Origin of the sequence: Scardovia inopinata JCM 12537 (assembly GCF_001042695.1) — a bacterium.
GTDB lineage: Bacteria > Actinomycetota > Actinomycetes > Actinomycetales > Bifidobacteriaceae > Scardovia > Scardovia inopinata.
Map to the genome: position 1 here is coordinate 616,203 of NZ_AP012334.1, position 20,849 is coordinate 637,051.

General features: G+C 50.2%; 11 protein-coding genes. 6 read left to right on the top strand and 5 right to left on the bottom strand.

The window, feature by feature from the left end:
- The first annotated feature begins 67 nt into the window (after positions 1–67).
- The 4 genes from SCIP_RS02470 (at position 68) to SCIP_RS02485 (ending at position 10,826) form a co-directional block, all read left to right on the top strand.
- On the top strand, positions 68–3,883 hold the full coding sequence (locus SCIP_RS02470) for a tetratricopeptide repeat protein (RefSeq protein ID WP_050752366.1): 3,816 nt from the start codon (positions 68–70) through the stop codon (positions 3,881–3,883).
- A gap of 75 nt (positions 3,884–3,958) precedes the next feature.
- On the top strand, positions 3,959–6,406 hold the full coding sequence (gene ligA, locus SCIP_RS02475; RefSeq protein WP_006292945.1) for an NAD-dependent DNA ligase LigA: 2,448 nt from the start codon (positions 3,959–3,961) through the stop codon (positions 6,404–6,406).
- A gap of 143 nt (positions 6,407–6,549) precedes the next feature.
- Positions 6,550–7,917: an Mrp/NBP35 family ATP-binding protein gene (locus tag SCIP_RS02480; RefSeq protein WP_006292946.1), complete on the top strand. Its 1,368-nt coding sequence runs from the start codon at positions 6,550–6,552 to the stop codon at positions 7,915–7,917.
- 2 nt (positions 7,918–7,919) lie between these two features.
- Complete coding sequence (locus tag SCIP_RS02485) at positions 7,920–10,826, top strand: multicopper oxidase domain-containing protein (protein ID WP_040590528.1); 2,907 nt, start codon at positions 7,920–7,922, stop codon at positions 10,824–10,826.
- 429 nt (positions 10,827–11,255) lie between these two features.
- On the opposite strand, the gene glnA is transcribed toward SCIP_RS02485, so the two are convergent.
- The 5 genes from glnA to SCIP_RS02510 form a co-directional block, all read right to left on the bottom strand.
- The gene (gene glnA / locus SCIP_RS02490; RefSeq protein ID WP_006292948.1) at positions 11,256–12,692 is read right to left on the bottom strand and encodes a type I glutamate--ammonia ligase; all 1,437 of its coding nucleotides are present in this window, start codon (positions 12,690–12,692) and stop codon (positions 11,256–11,258) included.
- A 211-nt stretch (positions 12,693–12,903) separates the two neighbouring features.
- Positions 12,904–13,731, bottom strand: a complete 828-nt coding sequence (locus SCIP_RS02495) for a DUF4191 domain-containing protein (RefSeq protein ID WP_006292949.1) — start codon at positions 13,729–13,731, stop codon at positions 12,904–12,906.
- 139 nt (positions 13,732–13,870) lie between these two features.
- Positions 13,871–15,478: a dihydrolipoyl dehydrogenase family protein gene (locus SCIP_RS02500; protein WP_006292950.1), complete on the bottom strand. Its 1,608-nt coding sequence runs from the start codon at positions 15,476–15,478 to the stop codon at positions 13,871–13,873.
- A gap of 290 nt (positions 15,479–15,768) precedes the next feature.
- Positions 15,769–16,623: a class II glutamine amidotransferase gene (locus SCIP_RS02505; RefSeq protein WP_040590531.1), complete on the bottom strand. Its 855-nt coding sequence runs from the start codon at positions 16,621–16,623 to the stop codon at positions 15,769–15,771.
- A 41-nt stretch (positions 16,624–16,664) separates the two neighbouring features.
- Positions 16,665–17,327: a DUF3043 domain-containing protein gene (locus tag SCIP_RS02510; protein WP_006292952.1), complete on the bottom strand. Its 663-nt coding sequence runs from the start codon at positions 17,325–17,327 to the stop codon at positions 16,665–16,667.
- Positions 17,328–17,613: 286 nt separating this feature from the next.
- Between SCIP_RS02510 and SCIP_RS02515 the strand changes: the two genes are divergently transcribed.
- Both SCIP_RS02515 and SCIP_RS02520 read left to right on the top strand, forming a co-directional pair.
- A complete protein-coding gene (locus tag SCIP_RS02515) occupies positions 17,614–18,288 on the top strand; it encodes an ECF transporter S component (RefSeq protein WP_231287960.1) in 675 nt (224 codons plus the stop codon).
- Positions 18,285–20,840 (top strand): ATP-binding cassette domain-containing protein, encoded by a 2,556-nt coding sequence (locus SCIP_RS02520; protein WP_040590533.1) that lies wholly within the window; start codon positions 18,285–18,287, stop codon positions 20,838–20,840. The genes SCIP_RS02515 and SCIP_RS02520 overlap by 4 nt, the downstream gene beginning before the upstream one ends.
- Positions 20,841–20,849: the final 9 nt, after the last annotated feature.

A 20,849-nucleotide genomic window follows, 5' to 3' on the forward strand; every position in this document is an offset into this window, starting at 1 on the left:
TGTCTAGGAAATTTGGGAAAATGAATGAAAGCCGGTTCGAGCGCCACCCGTATTCCAAGAGGAGAATATGTCTCTATTTTCACACAGTTTTTTTGGACATCATCCAGACCGTAAGGCGGACGACGGGTCTGAGCGTGAGCGTGTCCAGGAACCGGCCAGCCACAGCACCGTCCCGCCTTCAGACTCACCGTCTCCCGATACTTCTTCCGCTCCTGATGCCGTGGAGATTCCTGGCCGCATTCCAGGAAGCCGATGGACTGCATTTACCATCCCTCAAGACGTTGACAGGCATATTATGCCAGATCTTCCGCACAGGGATTCGTTCCCCTTTGACCAGGCCGGTTGGTGCGATATGGATTTGTTCGCTTCTTCTTCCGCCCAGGGGGGAGAGGATCCCGCTGATGATCTAGGAATCACTTCCGGTTTTGCTCCTGCCATACTCGGATTTTTCCCGGACTCAGACCATATTGTTCCCATGGCTTTCTGCGATTCTGAGGGCAATATTTTTACAGCCCATGACTGGGACTCAGCCCTAGGCCAGAGTTTTCTTTATGATCAGGGAGCGGAAAAACAGTTTGCCGATGGGGACAGTGATGGCTCTGGCAATGGATTGATTACCGGGAAACCCCTGCTGAGTTTTGTCCGTCAGTCCCGCCAGCCAATACAGCGTGTTCGTTTGGAAGGTCCCCAGCCTCCCAGTAGCGGCGGAGACGACGATACCCTCATGTGCCAGAGGGGAGTGGTCATCATAACCGATCCCCGCAGTCAAGAGGGACAGTGGGCTTCCAACTGGCTGGAATTCGATGGTTATTTTACTCTGGAACAGACTGTGGCTGATCTTCCTGACCATCTGAAATTTCAGCTGCCTTACAAAGATATTATGACTATCGCCTATTTCGAGCTTGCTCTCTATCCCCTCAGCCAGGGGATCAATCCTCTTTACGGACTGGGTGATGTCTCTTACCGCTTGAGCAGGCAGGCTCCCCTTAGTGCCATGCGCAGCATAAAAGCGGATGTAGAGAAGCTGGATCAAGCTCATCTGACAGTATCCGGAGTGCAGGAATACGCCCTGACCCTCTTTGCCGATGCAGGAGCTTTTGAGCAGATTCCGGGACTGGAAGCCGAGCATGGCAAAGAACCTGAAGAGCTGGTCAGCAATAAAGATACTCAGCTTTTCATCATGGTTTGGGATGGGTTGGATTTAATCCCGGCCATGGATGCTATTCGTTTGGAAAGTGCTGTCAACAGGATTCGTCTGGTTAGCGATGTGATTGAAATCAGCGATAATCATGGTAACCGGGCAACAGAAGAGTACCTGACTGCCCCCCAGGTTGCTGCTTTAGACGCGGCCTTGCTGAAAAACCCTGCTTTTAATGCCCTCTCTACTTTTCCTGTTGATGAGTATACCGACCCTGAGGATTCAGACTATGCAGAAGACCCTCAAGCTGATGCAGATGTGCAGGGATTCGCCTCTGTGAATGCAGCAGATCAGGACGATTCTCATGGAACTGATGATTCAGACGATAAGGAACCATATTCTCATCTCTATCTGATGTCTGACCCCGACGATTTGGCCCAGACTGTGGAAGAAGTCAACTCTGTGGAAGACCTTTTCCGTCTTGCTCAGGGTGCTGCCAGGAAATGTCAGAGCGAAGACGGGACTGAATGGTCCTACCGGCAGACTTTGGCCCGCCTTATTAGTTATCTGAGGATGCCCTTCCGCTATGACGCCACCTTCCGGGCTAACCGTCAAGAAGGCAAGGCAGCCATCGCCTTTACTGTGGCTTCGTCCTGGACCATGCCTCTGACCTATGCAGATCCTCACAATCAAGAAAAGGATGGCAGCCCCTGGAAAAAATATAGTGAGGCAGAACGAGACGCCATGAGCACTGATTACAATCTGCGCCTGGGAATCATCCTGGCCACCCTGGCTTTTGGTGCTGGCGACGATATTAAGGAAGTTTCTATCCGTCTCGATACCCTGGGGTTGGAAGAACAAGCCCGTCAGCGGGCTCAAATGGCTCAGGGAGTGGTGGAGAAGCTCCTGGCTTCCTTTGAAAATATGAGGAAAAGGCTGCGCAGCATGCACGGTCAGGACTCCTTCCCTCTGTCTCTTTTGGATACTACTGACAGCGATGAATCAGAGAAGAAGTCAGATCCCAAGGATGGCGATCTGCATGGATCTCAGGCTGGGATGGCTATTCCAGGGCAGGGTCAGCAGGGAGATATGAACGAACCTTTGGGCCAGTCCCAAGAAGAAATCAACTCCACTTTCGCTCAAATGATGAAGGATGTGGATCTTGATGCCATGGAGAAACAGGCTCTAGCTGAAAACAGGAAGGATCAGTCTGCTAAACAGGCAGCAGAAGCCATAAACAGGGAACCAGATTCTTCATCAGATACTCGTTCATCAGAACAGAACTCAGACAGCCCCATGACCGGTAGTCAAGAAGATTCAAGCGGGGGAAAGTCTGACGACAGTGATGATCAGGAAGGGTTCACCATCTCTTTCCGTCCTGAAACGAGAACGGCTATTTCGGCGGATTCCAGCGAAGACAGTGGTCTTCCTCTTATCCCTTTGACAACTGTTACTTTCACCAGGGATGATTTTCTTCCCCTGCTCAAAGAATTGGGTTTACAGGATCCCCGGCGCTTTTACCAGCATTTTGACGCTGCTATGGAACCTGATGATCAGGGCAAACTTCAGGAGATTCCTCCGACTGTTAATATTCACGATGATCAGTTTTCTCCTCATGGTGCTCATGATGAGCCGGAGATGGTGGAGCGTCAGTTTGACTCTCCGACGGCAGAGGCTTTAGCTACTCCTGACAGCCTGGGCATGGCTATTCAAAGGGAAGATATTCTTCAGTGGGCTCAGGAGCAAATCAGCAAAATTACAGCCAACAGGCATGTGTCCAGTGTGGACAAGGCACAGGCTGTTATGGCTTATGTGGATGGGATTGCCGATCCTGAATTGAAGGGCCAGGCCGGCAAGGTGACTACGGCCTTGATAGACGGTGCTGAGATTCCTCAGCTTGACTTAAGGTGGGTCAGGGATTTTGAAGCAACCAGAGAAAAATCTAATGATCTTGTACAAGCAGGGGATTTCAGCCAGGCCTTAAAAAATCAGCAGGAAGCAATTGACAAGCTGGATCAGCATTTTGCTTATGAAGGCATTGTTCCCCGGTATTTCAATTCATATGCTGATCGGGTAATCTACAACCATATGTTCGCCCTTCCTGATGAAAAAACAGTGCTCATTCCTGATGAACTCTTTATGGCTCATTACCGAATTGCAGATGTTCTTTTTACCATGGGCAAGCCCAAAGAGGCGGTTAAGCACCTGAACAAGGCCGTTTCTTATGCTCCTTCCTATACCATGGTTCATCTGCGTCAGGCGGTGGGACTGGCTCTGATCGAGGACTGGGACTCTGCCTTTGCCGCCACTCTGAATGCTGTCAATATTGCCCAGGACAGCAGCGATGCTGCTTTTGGCTACTATCGCATGGCTTACGCTGCCTGGATGAGAGATGAATTCGATGTGGCAGCCGCTGCCTATATTATGAGTTCCGATATCAGTCGCAGCCGCAGTTTCAATTTGCAGGTTGAGCTGGATGAGCTGATGGATCGAGCCCGTTCTCAGGATCTGATTCTTCCCCACAATGAGCAAGAGGCTAGAAAAGTCCTGGAGGAACATGATATCCCTATTTGGCCCAATCCTCAGGTTCAACAGATTGTCAATCAGGCAGCCCGTATTTGTGTTAATAATCGGCTTTTCGTACCTGCCAAAACCCTGCTGATCTCTTCCGCCCGCATGGCCTCCGCAGAGGAATATTCCATGAAAGCTAGGAGAATCCAGGTATTGCGCTCTCTCAATGCGTAACTTTTAAACTACGGGTGAAGAAATCACGCAAGGTAGGTATTGAATTTTCAGTCCCCTTTGGAATAGGATAAAAACATGAGCCTGACAGATCTTATCGATTCATTGGAACGTACCGATGCTGACGCACAAAAACTCAAGGATCTGAATGTGGCTGACCTGGATACCAGCCAGGCAGCGCATCTGTGGGCAAAGGTGGCTTCCTGGGTTGAGGATGATCAGCTTGCTTACTATGTCAATGATTCTCCTATCTCCTCCGATGCGGCTTATGACGAGCGCATGAAGACTCTGCAAAGGCTGGAGGCACACTTTCCCCAGCTGGATAATCCCCAGTCTCTCACTCACAGGGTGGGAGGGACCTTCTCCAACGATTTTGCTTCTGTCCGTCATCCTTCCCCCATGATGAGTCTGGATGATGTTTTTTCCTTGCAAGAATTGAAATCCTGGTACCAGGGGGTCAGGGATGATCTGGAATGGCCTTCTTCCCAACCCCTGCCCATGACCTGTGAAGTGAAGATTGATGGTTTGGCCCTAAATCTGATATATCGCAAGGGAATCCTGGAACAGGGCCTGACCCGGGGGGATGGGATTGTTGGTGAAGATATCACCATGAATGTTCGTACTATATCTTCCATTCCCACTCAGCTGACAGGGAAGGCGGAAGACATTCCTGATCTGGTGGAAATCAGGGGAGAAGTCTTTATGCGTTTTGATGATTTCACCCGTCTGAATGACCAGGCAGAAAGGGAAGGCAAAGCTCCTTTTGCCAACCCCCGCAATGCAGCTGCCGGATCTCTGCGGCAAAAGGATCCGCGCATCACTGCCAGCAGGCATCTCAGCTTTTATGCCCACGGGATAGGATCCCTGGTTTGGCCTCAGGGAAGTAACCATCCCAGCATTGAGCGCCAGTCTCAAGCCTATGATTTGTATGCTGCCTGGGGGATTCCTGTGTCCACCCATACACGGCAAGCAAGGTCCTTTACAGATATTACTGATATGATCTCCTATTACGGGGAACATCGGTATTCCATTGAGCACGCCCTGGATGGGATTGTGGTCAAGATCGATGACCTGGCCCTCCAACGCCGACTTGGTTCTACCGCCCGTGCACCCCGATGGGCAACCGCTTATAAATATCCTCCCGAAGAAGTTAACACCGATCTGATTGACATTACGGTACAGGTGGGCAGAACTGGCCGCGTTACCCCTGTTGCTCATCTGAAGCCGGTGAAAGTGGCCGGATCGACTGTTTCCCGTACAACTCTCCATAATGCTTATGAGGTGGAGAGAAAAGGAATTTTGATAGGGGACCTGGTGGTGGTTCGCAAGGCTGGAGATGTAATTCCTGAATTGGTGGGACCGGTTGTGGCAGCGCGGCCGGACAGGAAGAGCCAATTGCGGCCCTTTCTTATGCCAAAAACTTGTCCTTCGTGCGGAGCCCTCCTGGCTCCAGAGAAGGAGGGAGACAAGGATATCCGCTGTCCCAATGTGGAATCCTGCCCGGCTCAGCTCGCTAACCGTGTTCTTCATTTAGCTTCACGTCAGGCCTTTGATATTGAGCACTTAGGTGAACAGTCTGCCCTGGCTTTGACTAACCCGGAGAATAACAGGCCTGATTCGGTTGCTGAATACTATCCGGATAAGAAGGAGATTCTGTTGAAGCCTGGCCAGGAAACTCCGGATTATCAGCCTCCGGAGGGTTTGCAGCTGCCTGATCCCCAGCAGCCGGTTCTGACCAGCGAAGCTGATCTGTTCTCGCTGAAACCGGAAGATCTCCGTCAGGTGCGTACTTGGCACGAAATTCCCCTGGTGGAAGTTTCCTATGTAGAAGATCCCCAGACGGGGACGACCCATAAGATCCACAGAAATGTGGGAGGATCTGGTTTGTGGACTCAGCAGCCTGCCTTTTTTAATCTGCCTAAAAAAGGACAGAAAATCAGCGACGCTCAGCCTTCACGCACCACTCTGGCCATGTTCGAAGAATTTGACAAGGCTAAGCGTGCTGATTTGTGGCGGGTTCTGGTGGCCCTGTCCATCCGACATGTAGGTGCCCCCACCGCCAGACTTCTATCCAGGAAATTTAAGACTCTTCAGGCCTTGTCTCAGGCATCTGTTGAGGATCTTTTGCAGGTAGATGGAGTGGGAGAAGAGATAGCTCAGTCGATTGAACGCTGGTTTTCTCATGCTCGGGACCCTCAGGATTGGAGGGGGAAGATTCTGCGCTCCTGGACTGCTGCCGGCATAGGTCAGCAGGCGGCTGAAGAAAATACAGCTGAGCAGACGTTGACAGGAAAAACAGTGGTTGTTACCGGAACCCTGGAAGACTTTTCCAGGGAATCAGCAAAGGAAGCCATTGAGGAACGAGGAGGCAAGGCCTCGGGATCGGTCAGCAAAAAAACGTCCTATGTGGTCGTGGGGGCATCAGCTGGCTCTAAGGCTGTCAAGGCTCAAGAGCTGGGAATACCAATGCTGGATGAAGATCAGTTTAAGGCCCTGCTGGAAACGGGCCAGTATGAGGAAGCATAAAAATCCATAAATGTAAATAATGCATAAATGGATAGCTATTAACTATAAAAGAAGGCGACAGGTGTAAGCTCTGCCTGGCTGCTTTTCGGAACAAGGGGAAACTTTTCGAATGAGATTGAGGTATATACATGTCTGATAAGGAAATGGAATTCCGCCAGACCATTAAGGACGATATTTTCCGGCGCCTGTCTACTGTTATAGACCCTGAACTGGGCCGAAGCATAACCGATCTGAATATGGTTGTAGGCATTGAGGTAAATCCATGTGAAGGCAAACCAACCTTTAGTCAGCTTAATAGCCAGCTTAATAAAGATCCCCAGCCGCGCTCGGATCCAGAATCTCAATATCAGACTCAACGACCGTACTACTTGGTTACTGTCCACATTGAGCTGACCGTTCCCGGCTGCCCTTTGAGCGATACCATTATAGCCGGTATAAAAAATGCTGTTCATACCTATACCGCCGCCCATCTGACTGTAAGCACCCAGGTCGATACCATGAGCAAAGAAAAGCTCAACGATCTGGTGACGGAACTAAAGGAAGCCCGGCAGGAGAATCCTTTCCATAAAAAGGGCGTGAAGACCCGAATTTTTGCAGTAGCTTCAGGCAAAGGGGGAGTAGGGAAATCAGCTGTCTCAGCTAATCTTGCCGCCACTTTTGCAGCTATGGGTTACAGCACCGCTGTTATTGACGCGGACATTTATGGTTTTTCTTTGCCCAGACTTTTCGGTATATCCGGCAGTCCCACCAATCTCAATGGGATGCTGATGCCAATGGAAGCCTGGGGGGTCAAACTGATATCAATAGGCATGTTCGCCGGGTCTGAACGGGCAATACTCTGGCGGGGCCCCCGTTTGCAGCGATCCCTGGAGCAGTTCCTGTCTGATGTCTGGTGGGGTCAGCCGGACGTACTGGTAATCGATCTGCCGCCTGGAACAGGGGACATGACTATTACTGTGGTTCAAGCCTTGCCCAATGCTGAGATGATTGTAGTTACTACGCCTCAGCCTTCAGCCTCAGATATTGCCGTTCGGGCCGGGCTTGTCAGTCTCCAGCTCCCCCTCCGCCTGGCTGGAGTGATTGAGAATATGTCCTGGTATGACTACCAGGGTCAGAGACTGGAGATCTTTGGGCAGGGAGGTGGCCAGAGAGTTAGCCGCCAGCTGACCCATGATCTGGGCTATCGCGTGCCTTTGCTGGCTCAACTGCCGCTTGACCCGCAAATAAGGGAAAAGGGGGAGAGCGGACGTCCTGCTGTTCTCACTGAGAAGGGGAGCCTTGACAACTCTCCTCTGGCCGAATCTTTTACGAGCATTGTGAATCAGCTGATGAAGAGGGCTCAATCTGAGGAGGTTGAGCAGGGGGACAGGCAGCAACGATCAGGCAAGGGCATTTCTCAGGTTGATGGCCAAACTAATGATAATGCTAAAGCTAAAGCTAATGCTAAAGCTAAAGCACGCTCTTTTCCGTCACAAGTCGAGAAGACAACCGCATCTCACCGGGGAGCATAAAAATGAATACTTTCAATAAATCCGGACGTCAGGTGGCCTTCCCCTGGCAGCGGCTGATTTTGCTCTTATTCGTAGGCTTTGCAGCCCTAGCTGGTTTGGCCGGAGCCTTCGCGCGGTCAAACATTCCCTTCATAGCTACCCGTTTCCCTTTGGCTGATGCTCACGGGGCCTTGATGACTTTTGGTTTTCTGGGGACTGCTGTGTGCCTGGAAAGGGGAGTTGCTTTCAGAGCAGGGTCGCCCCGCAAACCGCGATGGGGTTTTCTCGCTCCTGTCCTTGGAGCCTTAGGCACGGTGGCCATGATCCTCCTCATGGCCAGGATTATTCCGGTAACTTCTGTCTGGCAGGCCATACCAGGAAGTCTGTGGGCTTTAAGCATGCTTATGCTCGGCTCAGTTTATGTAATGATTTGGCGGCGCCAACACTCGGTTTCCGTTCTTATTCAACTTCTAGGTTCTGTTGCCGGCATGTGTGGCATGAGTTTGTGGGCTCGTGGATTGGATGCAGCTGCCCTGGCTCCCTGGTGGATGGTTTTCTTGGTCCTGACGATTGTGGGAGAACGACTGGAATTGGCTCATGTATCATTTGTGGGTCTTTATGTGGAGCCAACCTTGATTGGTTCCAGTGTCATGACAATTCTGGCTTTGCCGGTTCAGCTTATGGTTCCGGCTGTTGGTTTTCCTCTCCTGGGAATTGGTATGGCCGTCCTGCTGATAACCATGCTGATGAATGATACAGCAATCAAAACCTGGAAATATAAGGGTGTAACTGGTTTCATGGGAATTTGCATGCTTTTGGGCTATGTCTGGGCTTTGCTTGCAAGCCTCGTGTGGATTGTCGGTATATACCGTTTGGGTGGCTATTGGTCTGATTTCAGCATTCACGCCTTTGCTCTGGGCTTTGCTGTATCCATGGTGATTGCCCATGTCTGTGTTATCGTTCCTTCCATTCTGCGCCGTCAGATGCCATATAGCCCTGTATTGTGGCTGCCTTTAATCCTTATGCATCTGGGACTTCTTCTGCGTTTGCTGGGAACGATTCAGGCTCTGACTCTCCTGTGGCAGGTTGGTGACGGATTCACCATTGGTGCCCTTTTCTTGCTACTAGCTTGCGTTCTAGGAATGAATCTGGCAGTTACTCACAGGCGGAAAATCCGCGCTCGCCAAAAGCGTGCTCGTCAAGAGAGAGATGTTGATCAACATTGGCAGAAAAAAGACAGTAAGCAGGAGCAGGAAGACAGCAGCCAGACTCAGGAGGAGGCTTTGCTTCTTCGGGAAAAAATTGAACGTGCCGCTGCTAGAAAGGCTCAAAATAAGCCTTTGACCCGCGATAGGGCCAGACAGCGGATAACTATGACTCGGTCAGATATCCTTGCTTATGCTGATTCTCATAAGACTTTCTTCTCTGTCACCAGCAAGTTGGTCTGGGCAGTGATTGTGGTTCTGTTTGTGTGCACTGCTTTCGTAGCGATCAAACCCGCTGTTGTTGCTCAGCAGACCGCCCTGATAAGCAATACCTCAGGCCTGGGTACTTCTTCCTCTTCTTCCCCCGCTTCCTCTTCCTTTTCCTCCTCTAATTCCTCTTCCTCAACGGTCAGGCCGACAGGGAAAACTACAAAGGTTGCTCTTTCCGTAGGAGCGGATGGAATGTCATTCAGTCCTTCGATCATTACAGTTCCTGCAGGAAATAAGTTAATCATTGTCTTCTCCAATACTGCTGAGCAAAGTCACGATCTGGTGCTGGAAACTGGTGCTACTAGTGGAAAAGTTTCTCCGGGGTCACGGGCACGAATTTTGGTCGGAGTAGTCACTCATAATCTGACTGGCTGGTGTTCCCTAACTGGACACAGGCAGATGGGAATGACGTTGACGATTAAAGCTATTGCTCCATCTGGTCAGGAAATTTCTGGGTCCTCAGACTCGACGCCATCTTCATCCTCATCTTCTTCATCCTCATCTTCCCACGCCGCGATATCTCATCAGGATGTATCCACACCTTCTTATGCAGACCTTCAGAAACAGGCAAAAAAGAGTGCAGTATACAATCCTAAAATGCCGGGCTACACCCCAGGAATTTCCCCATCTTCCACGTCGTCTACATCCTCCACAGGAACTGTGCGAGCACTGACTATGACGGTCACTGAGCAGAAAGTAACCATTGCAGACGGTGTCACTCAAAAAATGATGCAGTACAACGCATCAAACCCAGGACCCATACTTCGTGGAAAAGAAGGAGATACTTTCCGCATTACTCTGATCAACAAAGGGTCCATGACGCATTCCATTGATTTCCATGCTGGGGATGATGCCGCCCCCAATAAGGCGATGAAGTCTATCGAACCAGGTCACAAGCTGACCTATGTTTTCCACGCGTCTCATGCCGGGATTTGGCTTTATCATTGCTCAACTATGCCAATGAGCAACCATATAGCCAACGGAATGTACGGAGCAGTAATCATTGAGCCCAAGGCTGGTTTCCCCAGTGTCAGCAAAGAATATGTGCTTATTGCGTCAGAGGCATACTTGGGCCCCAATGGGGGTATGGCGGACCCGGCAAAAATTATCGCCATGCAACCAGATATCACCATGTTTAACGGTCGTGCTTTTCAGTACGATGCCCACCCTCTTACTGCTCAGGTTGGTGAGAAAGTTCGCATATGGGTCATGAACGCGGGCCCCAACCTTCCCCTCTCCTTCCATATTGTGGGAACTCAATTCACCACTGTCTGGACCGAGGGAAACTACAGATTTAAAGACAATTCCAGGGCCGGAGCTCAAGTCCTGCCACTTTTGGCTGCTCAGGGAGGGTTCGTGGAAATGACTTTCAAGACTCCGGGCAGATACCCGATTGTCAACCACTCTTTGAGTCTGGCGGAAAAAGGCCAGCATGGCTATATATGGGTGAAATGACCGGCTGATAGCAGCCGAAACCAGGAAAGGTTTATTTTGAGTATTTATTCAAAAATAGACGCTTTTCTCATAATTTTTTGCATATTTTGTCTCCTATCTGCCCCTCTTTGAAGCTCAAACGGTTTATTCTGAAATCACCCCTCACCCAACTGCACAGGAGAAAAAAGAAACAATAGGGAATGAGCCGTTTTAGAAAATTTAACCTGCAGTTGGGTGAAGGGTAGGTGAGTACAAAGGCAGATTGGAGTGTGTAAAGCGTGTATAAAAGTTTATATACTGACCCTGCCTACTCTGGTCTGCATTGCGATTTTGGGGTGAAGGGAAGAAGAGAGAAGGAGAGGAAAGAAAAGAGAAGAAAAAGCAGGTGGGTGCTCTCTTCAAGAGAGCACCCACCTGCTGAAACGGTCTACTTTATGTAGACTGAATGATTTAAATATGGAAGTAGAGCTCGTACTCCAAGGGAGTAGGTGCCAGGCGTTGCATATCAATCTCACCACGCTTGAGATCAATCCAAGTTTGGATTAAATCATCGGTGAATACATCGCCTTCACTCAGGAAGTCATGATCTTCCTCCAAGGCGTTCAAAGCTTCATCCAAAGAAGCAGGAACCTGCTTAACCAGGGCATGTTCCTCAGGAGGCAGTTCATACAGATCCTTATCAATCGGAGCGGGAGGCTCAATATGGTTGATAATACCGTCCATGCCTGCCATCAGTTGGGCGGAGAAGGCCAGGAAGGGATTGCAGGATGGATCAGGAGCTCGGAATTCAATCCGCTTGGCTGCCGGAGAAGTGCCTGCCAGAGGAATACGGATAGCAGCTGACCGGTTACGGGCAGAGTAAACCAGGTTGACCGGAGCTTCGTATCCAGGAACCAGCCGCTTATAAGAGTTCAATGACGGGTTGGTAAAGGCAAGTACGGAAGAAGAATGCTTAATCAGGCCACCAATATACCAGCGGGCAATATCTGACAAGCCACCGTATCCGCTTTCACTGTAGAAAAGGGGCTGGCCATTTTTCCAGAGGGACTGGTGGCAGTGCATCCCGGTGCCGTTGTCTCCAGCTACAGGTTTAGGCATGAAAGTGGCAGCCTTGCCAGCCTGGAAAGCGGTCTCATGAACAACATACTTGTACTTCATCAAATCATCGCCGGCATGAGTCAGGGTGTTGTAGCGGTAGTTAATCTCCTGCTGCCCAGCAGCTCCCACCTCGTGATGGGAGCGCTCCAAAATTAAGCCCACCTTCTGCAGGTTGGCAACCATGTCATCGCGCAAATCCTGACTGTGGTCAATAGGAGGTACAGGGAAATAGCCCTTCTTAACCCTATTCTTGAATCCAACGTTAGGACTGCCATCTTCCTCGTACTCTTCACCGGAATTCCAAGGAGCTTCAACGGAATCAACTTCGTAGAAGGAACGTCGCATTGAATTCTCATAACGGACTTTGTCGAAAATAAAGAACTCTGCCTCTGGAGCAAAATCTGCAGTATCGGCAATGCCAGTGGAATTAAGATAAGCCTCAGCTTTAAGGGCTACCTGACGGGGATCCCGGGAATAAGGTTCATCGGTGATGGGATCGACAATAGAAAAAGCCACATTTAAGGTTTTATGTTTGCGGAAAGGATCAATATAGGACGTTGCCACATCTGGAATCAGCTTCATATCAGATTGGTTGATGGCCTGAAAACCTTGAACGCTGGAACCATCAAAGGGCATGCCGTCTGTGAAGGCGTCCTTTAAAAACTCGCTGGAGGGAACTGTAAAATGCTGCTGGACGCCAATGAGGTCAGTGAAGCGCACAGAAACGTACTCAACTTCTTCTGCCTTGATAAGGGCTTCCACATCTTCTTTTGTGTTTATGTCGGCCATGTGACCGCTCCTTTCGCAGGGCATCACCTCAGTGATGCTGTATGTGCCTACGTTTCTCCAGTCTAGCTGACGGGGGACAACAAAGAAAAGGAAAATCGTCTCACACGGATTGAATAGTGAGATTGCAAGCTATATCAGGCGTAACGGCTGTCTCGGCATATGAGCGTATGCATATCCTCCCAGAGAATGTGTAACTAAAGCCTGCACCTGCTTACCTGCCTCTCATGGCTCTACGGCTGACTTTCTTCATCCGCATGGGATCAATCCCTTTGGGAATAGGCAGACCTGATGTGCCCTGGAGAGTGCGTAGACGATCATTAACGTGATCCAACTCATCCATAGTGAACTTAATCTTATGGCGTTTGCGCAGTTCTTTGCGCAGCTTGCTCAGGGGAACCTGACCCTTGCCGTTACCCACGCAGATTCGGTAGATAGGAATATCTGAGCCTTGAGTGACCCTGCGCACTTTTCGCGCTTCCTTATCCATGGCCCGATCCATAGCATCTTTGGGACCTTCAGCGACTAGGAATACGCCGTACAGAGAAGTTCCGCGCCAAATGGCGTTCTTGGTTCTGGGGTCTATCCAGACGGGCTCCTTGGTAAACTGAACTACTTTACCGGTCAGCTTTCCGCTCGACAGACTGTCAAGCACTGCTCCCGTTGCTCCTGGCTGGCCTTCCAAACGCCTATATCCTGCTGTTTCGCTTCGATTGGTCAGAATGATAGTCATCACTAGGAACCCCAGCAGCAAAGCAGTAATAACGTTAAGAATCCAGCCCAGCCAGCCGTTACGGAGCACGAAGCCCAGGGCAATTACCAGAAGGGCAGGAATAAGGAATCCGCTCAGCATCCACCAGGTGATAGAAGGGTCTTCCTTTTTAGTAAAGGTGTAGATCATCTTTATCTGCTGGAAGAGGTTGCGCTTCTTGTCTTTTGTCTTTTTTCCTTGTCCAGTCTGCCTGGATGCTTGCCTGGACGTGGATCTTCCAGTAGATTGAGATGTATTCTTGCGTGCGTTGCGGGGTTTCAAGTCTGCCATTCTTACCTCTGCATGATACGTAACTTGTTTGGGGACAATAAAATATAACCTTTACCAGTGTACTTGAATCGGGCTACTTCCGGCTGATTTTGGCTCCATGGTAGTGACCTGGAATAGGCCAATAAATCCGGAATTTGAGCTATCGAACATGAAGGGGGCGCCCATCCGCCTTCAGGAGTGCTTCTCCCAGAGCTTCGCTCAGGGTAGGGTGAGGATGGATAAGGCTTGCCGCTTGAGACAGGGGAATTCTGTTGCCGATGATTTGTTCTGCCTCTGCAATCAGTTCACTGGCACGGGGGCCGGCGATATGCGCGCCTATGAGAATTGTAGTCTGCTCTGGATCGCTGACCCGCCGAGCCGTGACCAGGGTGATGCTTCCGGAAGATTGTTCCATGAGGACACGGGAATTAGACAGGAGAGGAAGGATAGTTTCCTCAATATCGCAGAAAAGGGGACTGGCAGGAGACAATTCGTTAGCAGCTTTCACTGCCTGATCTGCTGTATACCCTACGCTGGCGGCTTCAATTGTTGAATACACAACTTGGGGCACCGTGAATTCATCAAGAGCCTGAGGCAGTGCAGGATACAGACCCTTTCGGCAGGCAATTGCCTCGGCAGCAATAATTCCCTGAGAAAAAGCCCTATGCGCTAATTGGTGGCCTCTGCGGATATCGCCCACTGCCCATAGGTTCGAAACAGTTGTTTGCCCGTAGGAATCGGTGCTGATAAAACCATCCTTGTCCCTATCAAGACCAATTTTCTTGAGCCAGGGTGCTTCGGTTGCAGGTCTGCGGCCAATGGCGACCAGGACTTTCTCCGCTTCAAGAGTTTCTTCTTCCTCTTTTCCAGCTTTCTTATAAAAAACTAGAGCTCCTGCCGAGCTTTGCCGGGAAGACCCGTCTTGACTGTGGTTGGGCTGGATAGTACTCACCGTGGTGTGGGTAAGAAAACGAATCCCAACTCTTTTCAGTCCCCTCATAACTGCTGATGACATATGGCTGTCCCCATGAGACAGGGGACGGTCCTTGCGGACAAAAACGGTGACCTGACTTCCCAGAGAATTCCAGAAGCTGGCAAATTCCAGGGCGACAGCTCCGGATCCAATAATAGCAACGGATGAGGGGATTTCTTGCAGTGACAGGGCTCGGTTGGAATCCATGACAGTTTCTGAGAAGGGAACTGAGGGGAAGGGGATAGGAGCTGCACCGAGAGCTAGGACAATCTGATCGGCACTGATATGATCGGTATGATCCGGGGAAGGAGATGATGACGAGTCGTTTGCGCCCAAGCTGATTTCATGATTGGTGGTGAGACTGGCGTAACGATGAAAAGCAGTGATTCCTCTGGTTGTGACCAGAGAAGTCAATCCTTTCACCATGGTTTCCACAGTTTTCATTTTCTGGCGGTGGAGTTGAGCAGTATCTATCTGGACTGCATCCTGATTTACAGAAATCCCCCAATATTTGGCATGTTTAATCTCATCCCAAGCATGGGCAGCAGTCAGCAACGCTTTGGTTGGTATGCATCCGCGGTTCAGGCACGTTCCTCCCAGGGATGAATCTTTATCAATCAGGGCAACGGACAGGCCTAATTCGGCTGCCCTCAGGGCAGTAGCATAACCGCCGGGACCGGCCCCAATAACAGCTAAATCAAAGTCATACCTTCCCTGCTGATTCGTGTTCTTTTTCAGACCGTCCCCGGTATTGTGAGAGTCCGCTGCTTTTTGACTGGTATCATCCGAGACCATAGTTTCTCCTGACTGTTTGCTTGCTGCTGATCTGTTTGTTTGTTGGTGTTTCGTTTGTTTGCTGATTTTTCGCCTATATCCTGATAACCTCCTCAAGTCTGCACGGTTCTGAAAAATTCCCTTCACGGTCAGCGAAGAACTGATTGCAGCTGGAAGGTAGGTAGGGCAGGAGAGATTTTCCTGATTCTGAAAAGGGTCGTGGAATCGATGCCCGGGCCCTATAGTGGTCTGTTGGTTGAGCTATTGGTCTATTGATCCACTGATCCGCATTGGGCTTTACCCATTGGGCTTTATAAGTGCCTGATTCCATAGTCTCCGGTAAGGCTGGAGGCGATCAGCATGTGATTGTTTTCCAATTCCTTCCATCCCTCATCGCCTGGCTGGTTGAATCCCGAGGAAGCTACCAGAATTCCCCCCTGCGGAAGATTTTTGTAGCGAATTATCCGGTAATCCTGGGCTTTATGGGCGACGCCGTATGCCTGATAAACCTCAATAATTCTCTTTGACGTTACCTGATGACCATAAGCGTTCAAGCAGATCAGCTCGGAATCGGTTTGAACCAGGCAATTGTAGGAAGAGAGGGGATAGTTTTTTCTCAGCTGATGAACAGCGCAAGATATGGCATCAGGCAAGGATTTTCCAGCTGACACATAATGAAGAATATAAGCAAAATAAATGGCTGAATCTGATTTTCCGCCGGTTGCCCTCAACTCTTCTTCGCTGACCGCCAAATGAGGATTGTGTACTATATTGATTCCCTGATCACCGGAGATATCTCCGTTGTGGCAGAAAGTGATTCCATCAGAGCTGAAGGGCTGCTGATTTTCCAGAATCAAAGGCAGATGGGAGGAAGCCAGGCGCAAGTGAAAGACACCGCTGCGGGCATCCTGATTAACAAAGGCAGGGAAAGTTGGATCGCTATAGGCTGGTTCAGTAGATTTATACAGATTGGTATATAACTCGGGACTGGGAGCGCCGCCATCGCTGATATGGGATGGGCGGCGGGAATCACAGATCAGGGAAGCTCCCCATCCGTCGTTATGAATAACGGAAATATTACGGTATTCGGCCACCTGGTCAGGGCCTAAAAGACTGGTTAAGGTGGCATGGGAGCCGGGCTGGGTGAATCCAAGGAGTCTGCACATAGCCCTAATCCTACAAACAGGCAGGACTATGCGGGAGAAAATTATAAATCTTTGCTGATATTTTTTTCCCGCCACTGCTTGTAGTCGCTGTGCTTGGGATAACGAGGCTTAGGCAGTCTCCATCGGCGGATATTCATGGCTCGTTGAGTGGCATACATTCCAGACCTCATTCGCTTGTCGACGCTGGAGGGGCCATAACGTTTAATCAGCTGCTTTTTCAAGCCGTGCCAGAGAACAAAAAGATCCACGATGGCAACAATAAAATATAGATACATGATGCCCATGAACCACACTGACAAAACCGGCATCCAGTTAAGAATAAGCAGAGACAGGACCAGCATGACCAAAATAAAAGGCATAAAGAATTCGGCAATATTCCAGCGTGAATCTACATAGTCGCGGATATAAATACGCAGCGGCAGGCGCTCGGCAGCAGGCATGTGAGTAATATCGCCAGTACGCATTGCTTCATACTCAGCGTCCTGCCGGCGGCGGTTCCGCTCCTTGGCCGCCTTCCGGCTGGCCTTGCGGTCTTTGGGAACCAGGGGATGAAGGTTGCTTTGCTGGACCTGGTTCCGCTTGGGGGTTGGGTGCCCCTTCTTGGCTGTGATTCCCTTGTTCTGTGTGGTTTCATCCTTGAGTTCATCAGAAATATCAGCCTGATCGCTTTTGCTTTTTTTCTTGTTGAAAAAGTTCCAGTCCATGAGTTTTTACCATACCGTTACCGATAGACTCTGAAATAGACTCTGCGAAACAGACTCTGCCTGAAAAGCCGACTTGCCACTCCATCTCGCTATTTCATCTCACCATTCCATCTTGCCGAGCCCGCTTTTATCCACCTTCGGTGGCATTATAGAGAACGACACGGGTGCTTTCCGTCGTGAGGCGGAAGGCTGAGAAAGACCGATAGAACGTTTACCGGGTAATGCCGGCGTACGGATTGTCCCTTCACCCGTGCTTTTCCATGTACTGTTTATAGAAAGGCACATTATGACTGATAATAATATGGCTGACAATAAGAGGATATCTGAGGATCCCCAGTTGAGCCCGAACTCCACCAATAATCTCCCGCATACAGGCCGCTTATCGTGGCGAGTGGTTGACATTATTGTTGCTTCTGTGATTGGGGTAGTTTCTGCTTTTGTTTATTGGGGCGGATCCTGGGTCTATGAAGCTTTAAAGCCTCTCTTCGCCTTCATTCCCGGAACTATTGGCCTGGTCGATGGGGTTTTTCTTCTCGCAGGTCCCCTTGCTGCTGTCATCGTGCGAAAACCGGGAGCTGCTATTTATGCAGAGCTGGTAGGCGCTGTCCTGGAGGCCCTGTTGGGGAACGCCTGGGGAGGAGCAGAGACTATTGTCAGCGGCCTCATTCAGGGACTGGGAGCTGAGCTGATTTTCCTCTTCTGCCTTTACCGGGTCTGGAATTGGCTAACCTGCACGCTGTCTGGCCTCCTGTCAGGTCTTGCCTGCTATATTGGCTACGCTTTCCTGGGTTATTTGCAGGGTGATTCTCTGACGAAAAAAATGATTGAGGGAACCTGCACCTGTGTGTCTGGGGCTCTTCTTGCCGGTCTGGTTATGTGGTTTCTTTATGTAGCTATTGCTCGTACAGGAGCATTAGACCGTTTTGCTTCTGGGCGTATCATCAGGCAGAATTCTCGATGATCCATGGAAAACATTCCTGCTCAATCCATCTGGATAAGTGGGGATATAAACCAGCCCTCCGCAGGGAATGGGCCGTCAGAAACCTGAGTCTGACCATCGCTCCAGGACAAAGAGTGCTCCTGATGGGGGCATCAGGAATAGGAAAATCGACGATCCTTCAGGCAATTGTAGGTCTGATTGGCCGGGCAGGTCAGGAAAGCAAGTCAGATAGTGCAGATATCACCAATATCACTAGCAAGTCTGATGAATCTGTACCTGGTCAGGTTAGGCAGGTTTCTCAAGATGAAGAAGGAGGATTCAGCCAGGGGAAGGTTCTGATTGATGGAGTACCGTCAGGTCAGGCCCTGGGTCGCTGTGGATTCCTCATGCAGGATCCTGATGCACAGACGGTTTTCCAACGGTTGGCGGACAACGTGGCCTTTGGGCCTGAAAACCTGGGAGTTGACCGGGATGAAATTACCGACCGGGTCAGGCAAAACTTGGCTATGGTAGGGCTTGACGGGCTAGAGTGGCATCGATCCGTGGCTCATTTAAGCGGAGGGCAGTCTCAGCGTCTGGCTTTGGCAGGAGTGCTTGCCATGCGGCCAGATGCTCTGCTGCTCGATGAGCCTACCTCCATGATTGATCCCGCAGGCGCTGATGAAGTGCGAGCTGCGGTCCGGAAGGTAGTGGAAGAGGAAGGGTCTACTCTGGTCCTGGTTGAACATCAGGCTGATAAATGGCTGGATTTTGCTGACCGTCTGATTGTTCTGGGCAAGCAGGCAGGGAACACAGTAATAGTGGCTGATGGTGATCCTTCAGAGATCTTTCGCTCCCAGGCTGATCGGCTGGATGCTCTGGGGCTGTGGGTGCCTTCTCAGTTTCGTCATCAAAGCCACGCTCCCAGACCTGGCAAGAAAACAGAGACTGTTCTGCAAACCACGAATTTGTCGATCAGCCATACCACAACTGCTCTTGCTTCGAACATTAATCTGACTTTTCACCAGGGAGAAATCACTGCCCTGACAGGCAGCAACGGAGCAGGAAAGTCTACTCTTGCCTTGACTATGGCTGGTTTATTGCCTCCATTATCCGGTCAGGTCCAGGTAAGTCGACAGGTACAGGGGGATCTGTCTGATTCCCAGCCGATTAAGTGGACTTCTGCCCAGCTGGCCCCGCGAATCCAATATGTATTTCAAAATCCGGAACACCAGTTTGCTGCTTCCACCGTGAAGGGAGAAATTCTCCTTTCTTTGGGAGACAAGGGCGAATCAGCCTCAGATCAGGCCGACACGATTCTCTCTTCCTGCCAGCTGGATCAGATTTGGGATGCTAACCCCTACACCCTGTCCGGAGGGGAAAAGCGCCGTCTGACTGTGGCTGCAGCTCTGGCAGCCCAGCCCGAAATCCTCATCCTGGACGAACCTACTTTTGGACAGGACAGACAGACCTGGCTTCAGCTCGTGGACACAATTCGGTCGACAGCCCAGCAGGGAGTCTGCATCATCATGGTTACTCATGATTCGGAACTGCTTTCTTGCCTGGGTTGCCGAAGTATTTTTTTGGGAACCAGGCAGGACATAGAAAAACGCAAGATCGAAAATATGGAAGAGCAGAGTACCGAAGAGCAGAGTCTTGAGGGGCAGAACATCGAAAGACAGAGTATCAAAAGGCAAGACATCGAAGAGCAAGACATCGATGGGCGGAAGAGTGAAAGAAATCAGACAGGAGAAGGGAATGCCTCCTCGCCGTCAATACTGGTAACCCCTGTCCAGGAACGGTTGGAGGAGAAAAAACCAACCAGCCCTTCTGCCGTCCTGGCTTCTCTCAATCCAGCTTTCCGCTTATTGGGGGCGATTCTTATCTGTCTGCTGATGATTTTCAGTCTTGATCTGGTGTCGGCTTCGGTGGCAGTCTTGCTTGTTTTGACCGCCCTTCTGGTTATAGGTTATGGAGGGAAAAGAATTTTTGCAACATCCTGGATTATCTTCCTGGGATCTTTGACTTCTGCTCTGTCAGTCAGTTTGTATGGGCAGACCTGGGGAACAGTCTACGTCCATTGGGGAATTCTTACCATATCTCAGGGCTCTTTGACCCTGGCTGGGTCTACAGCTTTACGGATTATTGCGGTGGGAGTACCGGCTCTCTGTCTGATGCAGGGTATGGATCCTACCGATCTTGCTGATTCCTTATGCCAGCAGTTTCATTTTTCTGACCGTTTTGTTTATGGGGGACTGGCAGGGATGAGGCTTTTCTCTCTTATGTCCGATGACTGGGCAGCTCTTTCCTTATCCAGACGATCTCGGGGGATTGCAGGAAAGTCAAAAATAGGAGATTCTATTTCTCAAAGCTTTGCCCTTCTTGTTCTCTCCATCCGCCGATCTACAGCCCTGGCTACGGCTATGCAGGCGAGGGGTTTTGGGTCTAAGCATAAAAGGACTCATTGGAGACAGACCACATTACGGTCTTGGGATTGGGTCTATCTGGTGATATGTCTTCTTATCCCTCTTATTTCCATGATATCTGCCATGGCAGCAGGGACTTTTACCTTCATGGGACATGTCATTGGCTAAAAATTGGCA

Bases quoted from the DNA above. Each gene is read 5' to 3' on its own strand.
- SCIP_RS02500 (WP_006292950.1), bottom strand. From the start codon at position 15,478: ATGGTCTCGGATGATACCAGTCAAAAAGCAGCGGACTCTCACAATACC.
- SCIP_RS02510 (WP_006292952.1), bottom strand. From the start codon at position 17,327: ATGGACTGGAACTTTTTCAACAAGAAAAAAAGCAAAAGCGATCAGGCT.
- glnA (WP_006292948.1), bottom strand. From the start codon at position 12,692: ATGGCCGACATAAACACAAAAGAAGATGTGGAAGCCCTTATCAAGGCA.
- SCIP_RS02495 (WP_006292949.1), bottom strand. From the start codon at position 13,731: ATGGCAGACTTGAAACCCCGCAACGCACGCAAGAATACATCTCAATCT.
- SCIP_RS02515 (WP_231287960.1), top strand. From the start codon at position 17,614: ATGACTGATAATAATATGGCTGACAATAAGAGGATATCTGAGGATCCC.
- SCIP_RS02485 (WP_040590528.1), top strand. From the start codon at position 7,920: ATGAATACTTTCAATAAATCCGGACGTCAGGTGGCCTTCCCCTGGCAG.
- ligA (WP_006292945.1), top strand. From the start codon at position 3,959: ATGAGCCTGACAGATCTTATCGATTCATTGGAACGTACCGATGCTGAC.
- SCIP_RS02505 (WP_040590531.1), bottom strand. From the start codon at position 16,623: ATGTGCAGACTCCTTGGATTCACCCAGCCCGGCTCCCATGCCACCTTA.
- SCIP_RS02520 (WP_040590533.1), top strand. From the start codon at position 18,285: ATGATCCATGGAAAACATTCCTGCTCAATCCATCTGGATAAGTGGGGA.
- SCIP_RS02480 (WP_006292946.1), top strand. From the start codon at position 6,550: ATGGAATTCCGCCAGACCATTAAGGACGATATTTTCCGGCGCCTGTCT.
- SCIP_RS02470 (WP_050752366.1), top strand. From the start codon at position 68: ATGTCTCTATTTTCACACAGTTTTTTTGGACATCATCCAGACCGTAAG.